The organism is Streptomyces sp. HNM0645 (assembly GCF_030056615.1).
Lineage (GTDB): Bacteria > Actinomycetota > Actinomycetes > Streptomycetales > Streptomycetaceae > Streptomyces > Streptomyces marianii.
Map to the genome: position 1 here is coordinate 13213 of NZ_JASHLT010000011.1, position 17284 is coordinate 30496.

Annotated in this window: 11 protein-coding genes and 2 pseudogenes; all 13 read left to right on the top strand. The window is 73.8% G+C overall.

The window, feature by feature from the left end:
* Positions 1–185: 185 nt before the first annotated feature.
* The 13 genes and pseudogenes from QMZ92_RS09010 to QMZ92_RS09070 all read left to right on the top strand — a co-directional run bounded on the left by QMZ92_RS09010 (position 186) and on the right by QMZ92_RS09070 (position 17195).
* Positions 186–467, top strand: coding sequence for a hypothetical protein (locus tag QMZ92_RS09010; RefSeq protein WP_283296717.1), 282 nt, complete (start codon positions 186–188; stop codon positions 465–467).
* Complete coding sequence (locus QMZ92_RS09015) at positions 464–712, top strand: hypothetical protein (RefSeq protein WP_283296718.1); 249 nt, start codon at positions 464–466, stop codon at positions 710–712. Before QMZ92_RS09010 ends, QMZ92_RS09015 begins: the two co-directional genes overlap by 4 nt.
* A 393-nt stretch (positions 713–1105) precedes the next feature.
* Positions 1106–2710 (top strand): ricin-type beta-trefoil lectin domain protein, encoded by a 1605-nt coding sequence (locus QMZ92_RS09020; protein WP_283296719.1) that lies wholly within the window; start codon positions 1106–1108, stop codon positions 2708–2710.
* Between the two features lie 299 nt (positions 2711–3009).
* On the top strand, positions 3010–4170 hold the full coding sequence (locus tag QMZ92_RS09025; RefSeq protein ID WP_502962022.1) for an ROK family transcriptional regulator: 1161 nt from the start codon (positions 3010–3012) through the stop codon (positions 4168–4170).
* A gap of 145 nt (positions 4171–4315) precedes the next feature.
* Positions 4316–4604: pseudogene (locus QMZ92_RS09030) on the top strand (carbohydrate ABC transporter permease); the annotation flags it as partial.
* Positions 4605–4608: 4 nt separating this feature from the next.
* Positions 4609–5916, top strand: a complete 1308-nt coding sequence (locus tag QMZ92_RS09035; protein WP_283296721.1) for a 6-phospho-beta-glucosidase — start codon at positions 4609–4611, stop codon at positions 5914–5916.
* Positions 5907–6934 (top strand): annotated as a pseudogene (locus QMZ92_RS09040) (N-acetylglucosamine kinase). Before QMZ92_RS09035 ends, QMZ92_RS09040 begins: the two are co-directional and overlap by 10 nt.
* A gap of 356 nt (positions 6935–7290) precedes the next feature.
* Positions 7291–8724 carry a GlnX family signal transduction membrane protein gene (locus tag QMZ92_RS09045; RefSeq protein ID WP_502962023.1) on the top strand — a complete coding sequence of 478 codons (1434 nt, stop codon included), beginning with the start codon at positions 7291–7293 and terminating at the stop codon, positions 8722–8724.
* A gap of 11 nt (positions 8725–8735) precedes the next feature.
* Positions 8736–9824, top strand: coding sequence for a glutamate ABC transporter substrate-binding protein (locus QMZ92_RS09050; RefSeq protein ID WP_283296723.1), 1089 nt, complete (start codon positions 8736–8738; stop codon positions 9822–9824).
* Positions 9825–9956: 132 nt separating this feature from the next.
* Complete coding sequence (locus QMZ92_RS09055) at positions 9957–11243, top strand: coiled-coil domain-containing protein (protein ID WP_283296808.1); 1287 nt, start codon at positions 9957–9959, stop codon at positions 11241–11243.
* Between the two features lie 241 nt (positions 11244–11484).
* The gene (locus tag QMZ92_RS09060; RefSeq protein WP_283296809.1) at positions 11485–14199 is read left to right on the top strand and encodes a serine/threonine-protein kinase; all 2715 of its coding nucleotides are present in this window, start codon (positions 11485–11487) and stop codon (positions 14197–14199) included.
* An 85-nt stretch (positions 14200–14284) separates the two neighbouring features.
* A complete protein-coding gene (locus QMZ92_RS09065) occupies positions 14285–15748 on the top strand; it encodes a protein phosphatase 2C domain-containing protein (protein WP_283296724.1) in 1464 nt (487 codons plus the stop codon).
* An 88-nt stretch (positions 15749–15836) separates the two neighbouring features.
* Positions 15837–17195 (top strand): vWA domain-containing protein, encoded by a 1359-nt coding sequence (locus tag QMZ92_RS09070; RefSeq protein WP_283296725.1) that lies wholly within the window; start codon positions 15837–15839, stop codon positions 17193–17195.
* Positions 17196–17284: the final 89 nt, after the last annotated feature.

Sequence of the window (17284 nt, forward strand, 5' to 3'; positions counted from 1 at the left end):
CACTCGGGCACCGCGAGGCACGCTCCCGCTCCCGGTGGGGCACCGCTTCCGTGGGGAAGAGCTCCTCGCCCCGGTCATCGGGCCCGCCGGACCAGCGGGGCCTGCCGGACCAGGAGGCCTGCCGTATCGTGCTCACCACCGAGGACGGCCGGTTTCGGCCTCTCTGGGAGAGGAACCGACGACCTGTGATCTGGCAGCGGACAGGCCTGGCCGTCTTCACCCTCACGCCCCTGCCGGCGGCCGTGGCTCTGCTCACGAGCCGGGCATCCCGCCGCCTGCGTGCCGGCGTGGCTCCGACGCGCCCCCGGGGGAGGGCTCTGCCGGCCCTGTACGCGGTCGCGCCGGTCGACGCGATCCCCCGCCTGGCCGTTGCCCCGGCCGCCACGGCCCTCGGCCGCGCGCCGGCCGCCGCGGGGTGCACGACGGTGGCCTCCACCGCCCGGCTCGCCCGGGCCACCGCCCGATGACCGGCCCCTCCCGCCGGTGGCGCCGCGGTGGATCCCTCGTCGCATGGTGGCTGCTGTTCGCCCTCGGCCTGTGGCTCGTGGGCCAGGCCATCGGCCGGCCGGCCTCCCTGACGGCGTGTGTCGCCTCCGCCGCCCTCGTGGGATTCGTCGGGGAAACCGGTGACTGGCTGCGCAGACGCCTGCGGGCATGCCGCGCCACGCCCGGCACCCGACCGGCCGTGCGCGTCAAGCCCACTCGAAGGTGAGCGGGCACCGTCACGATCGGCCCTCTGCGGCGGGTCGCAGCCCCCGGTTCGCAGATCCGCCCTTTCGTCCCCTGCGGTCAATGCCTGGAAGGACGTGAACGAGCCGCGCCCGGGACGGGTGGGATCAGCGGGACCAGCAGGCCGCACCGGGCCGAGCAAGCCTCCGGACTGCCGCCAGGTCCCCGGACATCACGTCATATTCCGCTCCGACCCTCGAACTTACCAACGGAAACACCTTCCACCGGCGGGCCCGGTCCTTCACCATGGAGACTTCCCAACCGCAGTACGGGGTCATGGAGTTGAGCGGGACCGCACCGTTCCCCCGTAACGACCGCCCCTCTGCGGTGCCCGGAGCACGGCGGACGCGGAGCGGCGCAGCAAGTGAGGGGCCCGATGCCGAAGCTGCAGAAGGTCGGTTTGACAACGGTGTCCTGGGGCGGCGGCCGCGCGGAGCCGACGGACGCGGAACTCGCCGAGCGGATCCGCTCACGCGGCACGGTCGGCCATCGGCCCGAAAGCGAGCTGAAGCAGCGTCACCTCGCATACGCCGTCACCTGCGCGCAGCTGTGCACCCGGGGACGAACGGCCGCCGACCGGCTGGCGCACGAGGCGCTGGATCGGGCGGCCGAGGCCGCACGCTCGGGCATCGACCCCCCCGGCACCTGGCGCCACTTCATCCTGACGCACGTGCACCACACAGCCCGGAGCTGGGCCCGGACCGGCAGAAGAGCCCTGCTCAGGCCCTCGTTCCTCACCTGGGCGAACGACCACGGCGGGGGCGACGGATGGCCTGACGGCACACCGGCGGAGTCGGGAGAGAAGCAGGCGCTCCGCAACGGCTTCTTCGCCCTTCCCGAGGCCGCCAGGGGCGTCCTGTGGTACTCGTTCGTGGACCAGGAACCGGACGAAAGGGTCGCGACGTACGTCGGGGTGGCACCGCACGACGTCCCGGCCCTGCGGGCCAAGGCCCGGAAGGCCCTGCGCGACGCCTTCCTCCAGGCGCATGCGGAGCTTGCCGGGGACACCCGCTGCAACGGCTTCCGGCGCCTCATCGAGGCCGCAGCGGTCGCGGACGACAGTCTGCGCTGCGGCGACCTCGCCCTTCACCTCGACACGTGCCTCGCATGCGAGGGGCTACTGACGCAACTGATCCTGCTCTCCGACGACCTGCGCACGGCGCTGGCCGACGGGCTGCTAGCCCGGGACGGAGCGGCATACGCGTCCGCCGTCGCCCAGGGGCGGCGCACGTCGGAATCCGGACCCCTGCACAGTGCCGGGACGGAGTCGGGGGACACAGCAGGACGCCCCGGCTCGGCAGACGGTGCCGCCCACGCACTGCGCCCGCCGAGGCGCGGGGCGCGCGTTGCCGGTGCCGTGGCCGCCGTGGCCGCCGTCTCGGTTCCCCTTCTGCTCATCGCCGCGCGCCACTCCGGGGAGGAGACGGGCGCCGACCGTGGCCGGGCAGAGGGCCGCCCGTCCGCTTCGGCAACCCCGAGCAGCGCCGCGACCGGCCCCACGCAGCCGGGGGCGGGGAGCACGCTCCCACCCGGCGATCTCGTCTACGGACGGATCGTGCACAAGGGCAGCGGACTGTGCCTGGACATCGAGGACGGGGTGCTCACCAAGCGCGGCGGCGCGGTGGCGGCCCCGTGCACCCAGGCCCTCACTCAGCGGTGGGCTCTGGACGCGCAAGGACGGCTTCACAACCGCGACGACTCCACGTTCTGCCTGAAGGCGGACGGAGACGGAGCGGGGGTCGGTGTCCGCCCGTGCTCCTCGGACAATCCGGAGAAGCTGAACAAGATGGCCTTCCTCGTCGAACCCGCGGGCACGATCCGGCCGCGGTCCGCCCCGACGGTCGCGCTCGTCCCCAACCCGGAATGGGTGGACAGTCCGATCCCTCTGGAACTCCGCGCCGTGAACGACCGGAGCGACCAGCGCTGGACCGTGGAGTCCCTCGCGTCGGCCACGCCGGGCGGGGCGGCCGGCGGGCCATGACGCCCGGCGCCGCACCCCGGGCACCGGGCCGTTTCCGGGACTCGCAACCGACCTGGGACCGTGCCCCACGGGTCGGCAACCGGACCAGCGTGGCGACGGGGAAGCGGCGGGCGGCAACGGACACCCCTTCGCATACCGCGCCCGCGCCCACTCACCGGAGCATCGCCGGGTATTGACGGGCCCATGACGGCGACCTAGGTTCCGAGTGAACAGGAAAGTTTCCTAACGGATCACGGACATGAAGGGTGCGATGCGTCGTGGCCGGTGCCACCCCCGGGACCCCTCGTGTACTCCGCGCCATGAACGACCGGGCGGCGCTCGACCTGCTGTTGGAGCACGGGCCGCTCTCACGCACCCGGATCGGCATGCTGACCGGCCTGTCCAAACCCACCGCGTCCCAACTGCTGGCCCGACTGGAGGCAGCCGGGCTGGTCGTGGCCACCGGCACCGCCGAGGGCAGACCGGGGCCGAGCGCCCGGCTGTACGCGATCAACGCCCGCGCCGCCTTCGCCGCCGGCCTCGACGTGACCGCCCAGCGCATCCGCGCGGCCGTCGCCGACCTCACCGGCACAACCGTCGGCGAGCACGTCACCGAGACCCGCGGGCGGCGGTCGGAGAGCGTCGTGCGGCAGGTCGCCGAGGCACTGGACGGCGCCGTGAAGGCCGCCGGGATCGCCCGGGGCGACGTACACCGCCTGGTCGTCGGCACCCCCGGTGCCTTCGACCCCGCCACGGGGCGGCTGCGGTACGCCTCCCATCTGCCCGGCTGGCACTCCCCCGCGCTGCTCGGCGAACTGGCGGCCGCGCTGCCCATGCCGGTCGAGTACGAGAACGACGTCAATCTGGTCGCCGTGGCCGAGCAGCGGCTCGGAGCCGCCCGCGGCCACCGGGACTTCGTACTGCTGTGGAACGACGAGGGGCTCGGAGCCGCCCTCGTCATCGGCGGCCGGCTGCACCGCGGCTTCACCGGCGGCGCGGGCGAGATCGGCTTCCTGCCGGTGCCCGGCACCCCGCTCGTACGGCAGGTCTCCAAGGCCGGCAGCGGCGGCTTCCAGGAGCTGGCCGGTGCCCGGGCCGTGCCCCGGCTGGCCCGCGAACTGGGCATCGCCGCCGTCCCGCAGGGCCCCCACCACGAGGTGGCGGCCGGCCTGCTGGCGCAGGCCGCGGCTGGAGGACAGGGACCGTACCGCGTCCTCCTGGACACCTACGCGACCGCGCTGGCCACCGGCCTCGCCTCCATGGTCGCCGTCCTCGACCCCGGACTCGTCGTCCTCTCCGGACCGCTCACAACGGCCGGCGGGGAACCGCTGCGCGAGCGGGTCCGGTCGGAACTCGCCGAACTGGCCCCGTCCAGGCCGCGGCTCGTCATCGGTGACGTACAGGAACACCCCGTGCTGCGCGGGGCGCTGGAGAGCGCTCTGGCCACCACCCGCGACGAGGTCTTCGACACCTCCCGCTGAACCGCGACCCGCGACCTCTGCGTCACGAACCCCGCATCCCGCACTCCGCGCATCCCCACCCGTCCGCCAGCCCTCAGGGAGACACCGTCATGCCCGGAAGGCGCCGCTCCACGACCGTGCCCCCTGCCTCGACCGCCTCGCCGGCACGATGGTGCGGATCGTGCTGCCGATGGCGAGGCCGGCGATCGCCGCGGTGGCGCCGTTCCACTTCTTCTCCTGCTGGAACGACCACCTCGGCACGCAGATCCACGCCTCGGAGAACCCCGCCGCCCGGACGCCCTCCTCCGGGCCGGAGTCCGCCAAGTGCGCACCAGCCGGACCGGAACCTGACGAGGGCCGCGACCGTGATCATCACGGCGCCGTTGATCGCCGTGTTCCTCCTCGTGCGGAAGGCCTTCGTCGAGGGAGTGACACCGACCGGAATGAAGGGCTGACAACATGCGGCAATCCAGCGGGGGACACCCCCCGAACCCCCGGCGCACGAAGATCGCGGTCGTGGGTGGCGGGTCCACCTACACACCCGAACTGGTCGACGGATTCGCCCGGTTGAGGGAGACCCTGCCGATCGGCGAGCTGGTGCTGGTCGACCCGGCCGCCGGACGGCTGGACCTGGTCGGCGGCCTCGCCCGGCGGATCTTCGCCCGGCAGGGCCACCCGGGGACCATCACGACCACCGCGGACCTGGACGCGGGTGTGGCGGGAGCCGACGCGGTGCTGCTGCAGCTGCGCGTCGGCGGCCAGGCCGCGCGGGAGAAGGACGAGACCTGGCCGCTGGAGTGCGGCTGCGTCGGGCAGGAGACGACCGGCGCCGGCGGCCTGGCCAAGGCGCTGCGCACCGTCCCGGTGGTGCTGGACATCGCCGAACGGGTGCGGCGCGCCGCCCCCGGCGCATGGATCGTCGACTTCACCAACCCCGTCGGGATCGTGACCCGTGCCCTCCTCCAGGCCGGCCACCGGGCGGTCGGGCTGTGCAACGTGGCGATCGGCCTGCAGCGGAAGTTCGCCGCGCTGCTGGCCGCATCCCCGGGCGATGTGCACCTGGACCATGTGGGCCTCAACCACCTGACCTGGGAAACGGGTGTGCGGCTGGGCGGCCCGGGGGGCGAGAACGTCCTGCCGCGGCTGCTCGCCGAGCACGGCGACGCCATCGCTCGGGACCTGCGGCTCCCACGGCAGATGCTGGACCGCCTCGGCGTGGTCCCGTCGTACTACCTGCGCTACTTCTACGCGCACGACGCGGTCGTCGGGGAGATGCGGACCAGGCCCTCCCGGGCCGCGGAGGTCGCGGCGATGGAGCAGCGGCTGCTGGAGATGTACGGCGACCGCTCGTTGGACGAGAAGCCCGCACTGCTCGCCCAGCGTGGAGGGGCCTACTACTCGGAGGCCGCCGTCGACCTCGTCGCGTCGCTCCTCGGGGGAGCGGGCAGCCCCTACCAGGTGGTCAACACGTACAACAACGGCACCCTGCCGTTCCTCCCCGACGACGCCGTCGTCGAGGTGCAGGCCGCCGTCGGCACCAAGGGTGCGGCGCCGCTGCCGCTACCGGACGTCGACCCTCTGTACGGCGGGCTGATCGCGAACGTCACGGCCTACGAGGAGCTGGCACTTCAGGCGGCACTGCGCGGCGGACGCGACCGGGTCTTCAAGGCGATGCTGGCCCACCCCCTGATCGGCCAGTACGAGTACGCCGAGGCGCTCACCGAGCGGCTGGTCGCCCACAACCGGGAGCACCTTCCGTGGGCGTGAACGCCCCGGGCGCACACGACCGGGCCACGCGCGGCTCGGCGGCGAGCGGTCCCGCGGCCACCGTCCTCGCCGTCGACGCCGGCAACAGCAAGACGGACGTGGCGGTGGTCGACACGCGAGGGTCGGTCCTGGCGACGGCCCGCGGCGGCGGGTTCCAGCCGCCGCGGGTGGGGGTCGCGGCGGCACTGGACGGACTGGACGGCACGGTGCGGCAGGCCCTCGCGGGCGCCGGTCTCCGGTCCGTCGCCCATGTCTCCGCATGTCTGGCCAACGCCGATCTCCCTGTCGAGGAGGCCGAGTTGACGGCGGCGGTACGGGCCCGCGGCTGGGGCGGGACGAGCGAGGTCCGCACGACACCTTCGCGATCCTGCGGGCCGGGGTCGACGAGCCCAGGGGCGTCGCCGTCGTCTGCGGCGCCGGCATCAACTGCGCGGGCACGGTGCCGGACGGACGCACCGCGCGTTTCCCGGCCGTCGGCCGGATCTCGGGGGACTGGGGAGGGGGCGCGGGCCTCGCTGAGGAAGCCCTGTGGTTCGCCGCGCGGGCCGAGGACGGGCGCGGGGAGCCGACCGAGCTCGCCCGGACGCTCCCCGGGCACTTCGGACTGCCGTCGATGTACGCGCTCATCGAGGCACTGCATCTGGGGCGGATCGCGGCCGGCCGGCGGCACGAACTCGCCCCGGTCCTGTTCTCGACGGCGGCCGCAGGGGACGCCGTCGCCTGCGCGATCGTCGACCGGCTCGCCCACGAGGTCGCCCTGATGGCCACGGTGGCGCTCGGCCGGCTCGGGCTGCTGGACGAGGAGGCCCCCGTGGTGCTCGGCGGCAGCGTGCTGGCGGCGCGGCACCCCCGGCTCGACGTCGGGATCGCCGAGTCGCTCGCCGTCCGGGCCCCGAGGGCCGTCCTCTCCGTGGTGACCGCACCGCCCGTCCTCGGCGCGGCGCTGCTGGGACTCGACCACCTCGGCGCAGCGTCCACGGCACGGGCCCGGCTGCGGTCACGGTACGAGGGGTTGTGAGTTGCTGTCGGATGACGGCACATGAGTGAGCTCGAGCGTTCTGCCGGGAGTGGACGTCCGGCCACGAGCGGGGGTCGTGGCCTGCGGCTCGCGGAAGCAGGGGCGCACGCGGTTCACACGCCACGCGCCGACGCGACCGGCCCACCGGGCGGAACCGATCCGCCGCCGTCGGCGTATTCATGGGAGGAGCGCTGAACGGGAGGCGGCATTGACGCGACACGCGGGATGACACAAGATCCAGTGAATCCTGGGTGTGGAATGTCCGCCCCCGCGGCCATACTTCTGGCCGGAAGCCGTCCCCCGTCCGCGGGAGGTGGGACCCCGTCAGTGACCGAGGGGGAGGTCAAGTGACACACATGCCGAGCGCGGCAGGCCCGCCCGCGCCACCGGTGCCGCACGTCCCGGCACAGCCGGGGGCGCTGCCCGGCACGGGGTCGGGCCCCTCCGCCGACCGGTCGGCGCCGCCGCCGGGGCCGCCCGCGCGCCGCAGCGCCTGGGCGGAGACGACGGCGCGGTTGCGCGCCGCCGCGACGACGGAGCCGGGCCGGCTGCGGATCATCGGCGCCGTACTGGCCGCGCTGGTCGTGGCGTTCGGCGCCGTGACGGCCCTCGAGATCGCCGACCGCGCCTCGTCGGCCGACGCCGTGGTCAACCGCAGCCAGCCGCTCAGCGCGGACGCGGCGAGCATCTACCGCTCGCTCGCCGACGCAGACACGGCCGCCGCGAGCGGCTTCCTGGCCGGTGCGCAGGAGCCCGAGGCCGTGCGGGAGCGCTATCGCGCGGACATCGCCAGCGCCTCGCGGCTGCTGGTGAAGGCCGCCGGGAACACGGACGGTTCGACGGACTCGCGCCGCTGGATCGCCACGCTCAACGAGCAACTCCCCCGCTACACGGGACTCGTCGAGCGGGCCCGGGCCAACAACCGCCAGGGCCTCCCCCTCGGCGGAGCGTACCTGCGCTACGCGAACCAGCTGATGACCACCGAACTGCTGCCGGCGGCACAGAAGCTGTACGAGGAGGAGACGGCCCGCCTCGACGACGATCACGGCGAAGCCCGGAAGTGGCCCTTCCTGTCGCTGGGGCTGGGAGTGGTGGCGCTCGGCGGACTGGCCTGGGCACAGCGCCGCAACTACCGGCGTACGAACCGGGTGTTCAACCACGGGCTGCTCGCTGCCACCGCGGCATCCACGGTGGTGCTGCTCTGGCTCGGCGTCGGGCACGGCGTCGCCAGGGCGGGGCTCGACGAGGCCCGGGCCAAGGGGCAGGAGTCGTTGAAGGTCCTCAACGACGCCCGGATCAGCAGCCTGAAGGCCCGGGCCAACGAGAACCTGACCCTCGTCGCCCGCGGTGCGGTGCTCACCGCGGACGGCAAGAACGACAAGTACGAGACGGACTACACCGCGGGTATGAGCAGTCTCACCGCCTCTCTCGGCCGCGCCGGGCGGCTCGCCGACGACGGCGCGGGCCGTACGCCGGTCGCCGACGCGGTCTCGGCGGCGTCGGAGTGGAAGAACCGGCACAAGGACGCCGGTGAGACGGACAGGGCGGGCGACTACGACCGTGCGCTGGCCAAGGTGATCGGCAGCGAGGGCTCCACGGGCCAGTGCTTCGATCGCGTGGACGCCGCGCTGGAGAAGGCGCTGGCCCACGAGCAGGCAGAGTTCACCGAGTCCGCCGAGGGCGGCCGGGGGGCGCTGGCCGGACTGCCGGTCGGCGCGGCCGTGCTGGCCGTCCTCGCGGCGGCCGGCGCCGTCCTGGGCGTCGGTCGCAGGCTTTCGGAGTACCGGTGAGAGGGGGAGGGATGGCTGACTCGATGCCGGACGGGGCACCGGACGTGACACCGCGGGCCGGGACCGCCGCGGACGCCGGGCAGCGCCTTCCGCTCCGGCGGGGACGCCTCGCGGGCCGGCTGCGCGGCTGGGGCGGCGTCGCCGGGATGGCGGCGGCCTGTGCTCTGACCGCCGCCCTCACCCTGGTCCCGCTCTCGCACGGAGGACCGCCGGCCGGGGTGACCCCGGGTGCCGATCCGGCGGCGGTACCGCCCGCGAAGGCGGACGACTGCGCGAGCCCGGAGTCGTCCCTGCGGCCGTCCTCGGCGGACGGCCCGGCGATCGGGGAGATCAAGCAGCGCGGCAAGCTGATCGTCGGCGTCGACCAGAACAGCTACCGCTGGGGCTACCGACGGGCGGACGGCCGGCTGGAGGGCTTCGACATCGATCTGGCCCGGGCGATCGCGCGGGACATCCTGGGCGACCCCGAGAAGATCATCTTCCGGGCGGTCCCGACCAACCAGCGGATCACGGCGCTCAACAACGGCACGGTGGACGTCGTCGTACGGACGATGACGATCAACTGCGCCCGGATCAAGCAGGTCGCGTTCTCCACGGCCTACTTCCAGACCGGCCAGCAGGTGCTCGCCCCCCGGCAGTCGGCGATCACCGGCTTCGACGGGTCCCTCAAGGGCCGGCGGGTGTGCTCGGCCGAGGGCTCGACGGCTTACGACGCGCTGGAGAAGGACCCGCACGGAGCGGTCTTCGAGGACGAGGACGACGGGGGCCCCGGTGACCGGGACAGGCTCACGGTCCCCAACCAACTGGACTGCCTGGTCCGGCTCCAGCTCGGCGAGGTGGACGCGGTGGTGACGGACGCGGCCCTCGCCGCGGGCCAGGCCGCACAGGACCCATCCGTCGAACTCAAAGGCGACAGGCCCTTCACCACCGAGTACTACGGCGTGGCCGCCAGACTGGGCAGGGACGACCTGGTCCGCAGGGTCAACAAGGTCTTGGAGGAGTACCGGGCGGGCCCCTGGATGCAGGCGTACGCCAAGTGGCTGGAGAAGGACCTGCCCGGAATACCGGGTCCCCCGGCGCCGAAGTACCGGGACGACTGAGACCGTTGGGAAGGCAGCCGGCGGACGGGCCGCCCGGCGGGGAAGCCGGGCCGACCGGGACGTCCGGCGGCGGGTCCGAGTACACGAGCGGAGAGGTGATCAATGGGCGTCGCGGGACCCCCCGGGCCGGTAATGGACCGGGACGAGGTGGACCGTGCGCTGGCGCGGCTCGGGGAGGAGCACGAGGCGATCGAGACCTCGCTCCTCGCCCTCCAGGACCATGCGGGCCGCAGGCTCCTGGAGGGCGCGGAGCTGACGGGTGTCACCAAGGACCGCTGGGCCTCCACCGAGCAGGCGATCACCCTGTTGTGGGGCTACTTCGACGCGTACGCGGGGGCGCTGCGCTCGGCGCGTGAACTGCGGGCGCGGCGCCGCTGGCCGAGCCGGGACGACCTGGTGGCACTCACGGACCGGTTGCGCGGCCCCAGCGTCACCGTCGCGAGCTCCGCGGCCCATCCCGCGCCCTCGGTGACCGGCCCGGCCAAGCTCTCCGAGCGCTTCACGCTGGAGGGCCTGGTCAGCCGGATGAACACGCTGTACGCCCGTTCCCTGGACGTGGTGGTGGCCGCAGACACGGTCTGGTCGGCCCTGCCCGCGCGGATCGACCTGCTCGCCGCGGAGTTGCAGCGCACCCGTTCGCTGGCGCACTCCGTGGGCGTGCGGCCGGGCGAGCACCCGGCGGGCGACGAGCTGGAGTCGATCACCCACGAACTGTCCGCGCTCCGGGCTCAGGTCGTGTCGGACCCGCTGGCGTTCTGGTTGCCGGCGACGGCGAGTTCGGCGCCGGGCGGCGGCCGGCCCGACACGGGACGCTACGACCGCGCCGCGCGTTCGCTCGAGGACGTCCGGCGTGAGATCGAGGCGGTCCTCGCGGTGCGGCAGGACTCGGAGACCCGGCTGCTGCGGCTGCGGGACGTGCTCTCGCGCGCGGACCGCACGCTCACGGAGGCGCGTGCCGCGCGGGGGGAGGTGCTGGCCAAGATCGCAGCGTCCGAGGTCCCCGCGGTCAGCGGCCCGCCGACCGTGCTGCAGGAGCGACTGGCCACCGCCGCGGAGTACCGCAGGCACGCCCAGTGGCACCGGCTGTCCCCACTGCTGGAGTCCCTGGAACGGGAGGCCGAGGACGAACTGATGCGGGCACGCGAGTCGTTGACGGCCGTGACGGCTCCACTCGCGGTCCGTGCCGAGCTGCGCGGCCGGCTCGACGCGTACAAGGCGAAGGTCGCGCGGCACGGCATGGCCGAGGACCCGCTGCTGATCGAGCGGTACGACGCGGCGCGCCGGATGCTGTGGAGCGCTCCGTGCGATCTGCGCGCCGCCGAGCAAGCGGTCCTGCGCTACCAGCAGGCCGCGTCCGAGGTCCTGGTGCCCCGGCAGCCGGGCCCCGTGGACGGCATCGGCCGGCAGGGGGAATCGTGATCCACGTCCGCGCACAGGTCACCGGCGCCCGGCGGACCCCGTCCGCGGCACCGGCGACGGGGCCGGCGAGCAGGCAGGGGGAGCCGTGAGTGATCTGACGAAGTGCAGCCGCCCGGGGTGCGAGGGCGCCTACGAGGACGTCGGCGACGGCGAGCTGTACTGCGACACCTGCGGACTCGCCCCCGAGGCCGGGCGGGGTGGCACACCGCCGACCGCGAGCGGCGGGGGCTCCGGCACCGCGGTGGGCGCGTGCCAGCGCCCGGGGTGCGAGGGCGCCTACGAGGACGTCGGCGACGGCGAGCTGTACTGCGACACCTGCGGGCTCGCCCCGGTCGTCGCGAGGAACGGCGCGCTGTCGTCTCCCCCCACCGGCATCACGGGAGGCGGGCGGAGCGGCGGCAGCGGCCGGAGCGGAAACAGTTCCTCGGAGCGCGGGAGTTCGGCGTCGGGCTCCCGGTCGTCGCGCTCCTCGACGTCACGGCGGTCGGTCTCGGGCCGGCTGTCCCGTTCGCTGTCGGGCCGCGGCTCGGGCCGCTCGGTGTCGGTCCGCAGCTCGGGATCCTCGGCCTCCTCCTCGGGCCGCAGCCGGCTCGGAGCCGGGCTGGTCTCGGTCCCCGAGGTACCGCGCCCGGACCCTCGTTCCGCGGTCATGGCGGAGCCCGAGGTCCCCGAGCGGAAGCGATTCTGCAGCCGCAGCGACTGCGGTTCGCCGGTGGGCCGCGCCCGCGGCGACCGCGCGGGCCGTACGGAGGGCTTCTGCACCAAGTGCGGCCACCCGTACTCGTTCGTGCCGAAGCTGCGCGAAGGGGACGTCGTGCACGGGCAGTACGAGGTGATGGGCTGTCTGGCGCACGGCGGCCTCGGCTGGATCTACCTCGCCGTCGACCGGGCGGTGTCCGACCGCTGGGTCGTCCTCAAGGGCCTGCTGGACACGGGCGACCAGGACGCGATGGCGGCGGCGATCTCGGAACGCCGGTTCCTCGCGGAGATCGAGCACTCCAACATCGTCCGCATCTACAACTTCGTCGAGCACCTGGACCAGCGGACCGGCTCCATGGACGGCTACATCGTCATGGAGTACGTCGGCGGCAAGTCCCTCAAGGAGATCGCCAACGAGCGGCGCGCACCCGACGGAAGGCGCGACCCGCTGCCGGTCGAGCAGGCGTGCGCCTACGGCATCGAGGCGCTGGAAGCGCTCGGGCACCTGCACAGCCGGAACCTGCTGTACTGCGACTTCAAGGTCGACAACGCCATCCAGACCGAGGACCAGCTCAAGCTGATCGACATGGGCGCCGTGCGGCGGATGGACGACGACGAGTCGGCGATCTACGGCACGGTCGGCTACCAGGCGCCGGAGGTCGCCGAGTCCGGACCGTCCGTCGCGTCGGACCTCTATACGGTGGCGCGCACCCTCGCGGTGTTGACGTTCGACTTCCAGGGCTACACGAACGTCTTCGTGGACTCCCTCCCGGACCCGGACAACATCGAGGTGTTCCGGACGTACGAGTCGTTCTACCGGCTCCTCGTCCGCGCGACAGACCCCGACCCGGCCCGCCGGTTCGCCTCCGCACAGGAGATGGCGGACCAGCTGACGGGCGTGCTCAGAGAGGTCGTGGCGCTCCAGACGGGCCGGCCGCGCCCGTCGCTGTCGACCCTGTTCGGCCCGGAGCTGCGCGTCACGGACACGGAGCTGTTCGCCGAACTCCACGGCGAGGTCTCGGCGCTGGGTGCCCGGCGGCGCCCTCACCGCCGCGGCACACCGCCCGCGGCCAACGCCCCGCAGGTGCCCCGGCCCTTCGGCGCGGCGGCTCCCGGACAGCCGGCCGCGCCCGACGGACAGTTCCCCGTCCAGGCGACCGGGACCCACCCGTACGCCGCCGTACCGGGTGCCTCGGGCGCGGCAGCGGGGGGCCTCCACGGGCACGCAGGCCCGGTCGGCCCGCGTCCCCACGCGCCGACCCCGGCTTTCGTCCCCCCGCAGGCGGCACCGTCCACAGGGTCCGGGGAGCGGGCGGCCGCACCGCGGCCGCACCTCGCGGACCTGGACGTCCGCGCGACCGCATTGGCACTGCCGGTCCCCCGCGTCGACCCCAACGACCCCAACGCGGGATTCCTCGCCGGTCTGATGGCCTCCGCGCCCGCCGAGCTGATCGCCGCGCTGCACGGCGCGCCCACGAGCTCCCTGGAACTGCGGCTGCGCGAGATCCGGGCACGGCTGGAGACGGGCGAGCTCACCTCAGCGACGAGTTCGCTGGCCGATCTCGAGGCGCGGCACCCCGACGACTGGCGGGTCGTCTGGTACCGGGGCGTCGCCTCGCTCGCCACCGGCGACGACGGAACGGCCGCGCTGTCCTTCGACGCGGTCTACGACGCGTTCCCCGGCGAGACCGCCCCCAAGCTGGCGCTCGCCGTCTGCGCCGAGGTGCTGGGCCAGCTGGACAACGCCGCGGAGTACTACCGCCTGGTGTGGGCCACCGATCCGAGCCATGTGAGCTCCGCGTTCGGCCTCGCCAGGGTGCAGCTCGCCGCCGGCGACCGCGCCGCGGCCGTCCGCACGCTGGACTCCGTCCCGGAGGCGTCCATCCACTACACGGCCGCCCGGGTCGCTGCGGTACGGGCACGACTGCGGCGGCGCGCCGTGCGGGACCCGCTCATCGACGACCTCACGGCCGCCGCCGACCAGGTCACCGCGCTCGAACGGCTCGGACTGGACGCCCTGCGCCGCGAGCGCCTGTCGACGGAGGTTCTGGGTACGGCGCTGGACTGGGTACTCTCCGGCAGTGCCGGCGCCCCGCCGGCGAGAACTGTCCTGCTCGGCAGCGAACTGGACGAACGCGGACTGCGGTTCGGCCTTGAACGCTCGTTCCGGGTGCTCGCCCGGCTCGCGACGAACGGCGAGGAGCGCATCGAACTGGTGGAGCGGGCCAACCGCTACCGCCCCCGGACGTGGGTGTGATGCTGTGCTGTCGCGGGGACAGGTCCCCGGACCTCCGGCGGAAGGACCGAGGCGCGCCCGGCACATCAAGGCGAGGTGAGAGCGAATGACGCCGCAGATGCCCCAGCAGGCGGCCTGGTCGAAGTGCCCTGGATGCGAGGAACCACTCGAATCCGGCGATTTGTTCTGCGGAGCGTGCGGGTACGACCTGTCGGCCGTAGCCGAGCCGCCGCGGGACCGCCCCGCGGTAGCGGCGGGTGCGCAGGTGCACTGGCCCGAGGCTCCCGGGGCTGACGGCTCCGGCCGGCCGGGGACGCTGCAGCGGCCCGGTGAGGTGCCGGGCACGGACTCGGGCGGCCGTGAACTGCCCACGACGCCGGTCCTCTTCGACGGCCCGGACACCGCACCTGGCGCCGCCACGGCACGCCCGGCCGTGCAGGGAGCCGGCACCGCCGCGCGGTTCGGGCCGGCCGCGCCGGGCGGAGCGGCCTCCGCCGCCTCCGGGGCGTCCCCGGCCGCCGATCCCGGCCCCGCACCGCGCAGCTCCGGCTCCGGCTCCGGCTCCGGCTCCGGGGACTTCGAGCTGGCCGCGCCCGATCCCCGCGCCGCCGGGCACTGTGGCGGACACTCCGCCGCGCCCCCGCCCGGCGCGAAGCTCTGTGTCGCGTGCCGTGCCGGCCATGTGGACCACGACGGCTACTGCGAGAACTGCGGGCACGCCCAGCCTCGCGAGCGCGACCACATGGAGCAGGAGCTGGGTTCGGTGGCCGCGGTCAGCGACCGGGGACTGCGGCACCACCGCAACGAGGACTCGTTCGCGGTGTCGTCCACGGCCCTGCCCGACGGCTCCCCGGCCGTGATCGCGATCGTCTGCGACGGCGTGTCCTCGGCCACCCGGCCCGACGACGCATCCTCGGCCGCGGCGGGTTCCGCCAACGAGCACCTGCTGGCCTCGCTGCCCCGGGGCACGCATCCGCAGCAGGCCATGCACGAGGCGATCCTGGCCGCCGCCTCCGCGGTCAACTCCCTGGCGGCGGAGCCCGGCGCGGCCATGGAGCACGACCCGCACCGCCATCAGAACGCTCCCGCCTGCACGCTGGTGGGCGCCGTCGCAGCCGGCGAACTGCTCGTGGTCGGCTGGGTCGGCGACAGCCGGGCGTACTGGGTCCCCGACGACCGCAGCGGCCCGCCCGCCCGGCTCACCGAGGACGACTCCTGGGCGGCCCAGATGGTCTCCGCGGGTCTGATGAGCGAGGCCGAGGCGTACGCGGACGAGCGCGCGCACGCGATCACCGGGTGGCTCGGCGCGGACGCCTACGAACTGGAACCGCACACCGCCTCGTTCAAGCCCGACCGCCCCGGTGTGGTGGTGGTCTGCACGGACGGGCTGTGGAACTACGCGGAGGCGCCGGAGGAGATGGCGCAGGTCCTGCCGCCGGACGCGGCGGGCCGTCCGCTCCACGGGGCGCAGGTCCTCGTCGGTCATGCGCTCGACGGCGGGGGCCACGACAACGTAACAGTGGCCGTGCTCCCGTTCGCCGTGCCGCGCCAGGGGGCAGGATTGGCCTGAACAAGGCCATATCCGCTCGCCCCTGCGTCCGTTCGGCACCCTTTCGTCATGTCTGTCTGCCCAACTGAGCCTCGAGGAGCCAGTTCAGATGGCCAATTTCTCCAAGTCGAACGTGCCGCGATTCTCCGTCGAGGTGTACCAGAACGAGTTCCTGCCCGAGGGCGGGCGCGAGGTCAACGCGATCGTGACGGTCACCTCCACCGGCGGCGGCACGAGCGGTGGCTTTCCCGTCGCCGGGGCTTCCGCTTCCCCTTCGTCCATACCCGGGCGGCGGACCGACGCCGCCGTGGTCGTGATGGTCGACTGCTCGGGTTCCATGGACTATCCACCCACGAAGATGCGCAACGCGCGCGACGCGACGGCCGCGGCGATCGACACCCTGCGCGACGGCACGGCCTTCGCCGTGGTCGCGGGCACGCACGTGGCCGCCGAGGTGTACCCGGGCGGCGGTCGGCTGGCGACCGCCGACGCGACGACACGGGCCGAGGCCAAGGAGGCGCTGCGCAGGCTGAGCGCCGGCGGCGGCACCGCGATCGGCACCTGGCTGCGGCTGGCTGACCGACTGCTCGGCGACGCCGACGTGTCCATCCGGCACGGCGTCCTGCTCACCGACGGGCGCAACGAGCACGAGGCGCCGGAGGAGCTGAGGGCCGCGCTGGACGCCTGCGCGGGCCGGTTCACCTGCGACGCACGGGGCGTGGGCACGGACTGGGAGGTCAAGGAGGTCACCGGCATCGCCTCCGCGCTGCTCGGCACGGCCGACATCGTCGCGGACCCCTCGGGGCTCGCGGCCGACTTCACGCGGATGATGGAGAACGCGATGGGCAAGGAGGTCGCGGACGTGGCGCTGCGGCTCTGGACGCCCGTCGGCGCGGAGATCGCGTTCGTCAAGCAGGTGGCACCCACGGTCGAGGAACTGACCGGTCGGCGCACGGAGGCGGGGCCGCGCGCCGGGGACTATCCGACGGGTTCGTGGGGCGACGAGTCCCGCGACTACCACGTGTGCGTGCGGGTGCCGGACGCCGGCGTGGGCCGGGAGATGCTGGCGGCACGGGCCTCCCTGATCATTCCGGATCCGGCCGGCGGCACCCCGCGGCCCCTCGCCCAGGGACTCGTGCGGGCGGTGTGGACCGACGACATGGCGGCTTCGACCTCCATCAATCCCCAGGTCGCGCACTACACCGGCCAGGCCGAACTGGCACAGGTCATCCAACAGGGTCTGGATGCCCGCAAGTCGGGAGATCTCGACAACGCCACCGCGAAACTCGGCCGCGCCGTCATGCTGGCGGCCGCCTCCGGCAACGAGGACACCGCGAAGCTGCTGGCGAAGGTGGTGGACGTCGTCGACGCGGCGACGGGTACTGTGCGGCTGAAGGCAAGGGTCACGGAAGCGGACGAGATGACACTCGAAACGCGCTCCACGAAGACAGTTCGCGTGAAGAAGTAGACACGCGGCAAAGACAAACCAGCCGACAGCGGTCGAGAAACGACAAAGAGCACAGAGAGTCCGGCTCGCCGGCCGGACGGAGGAGAGGG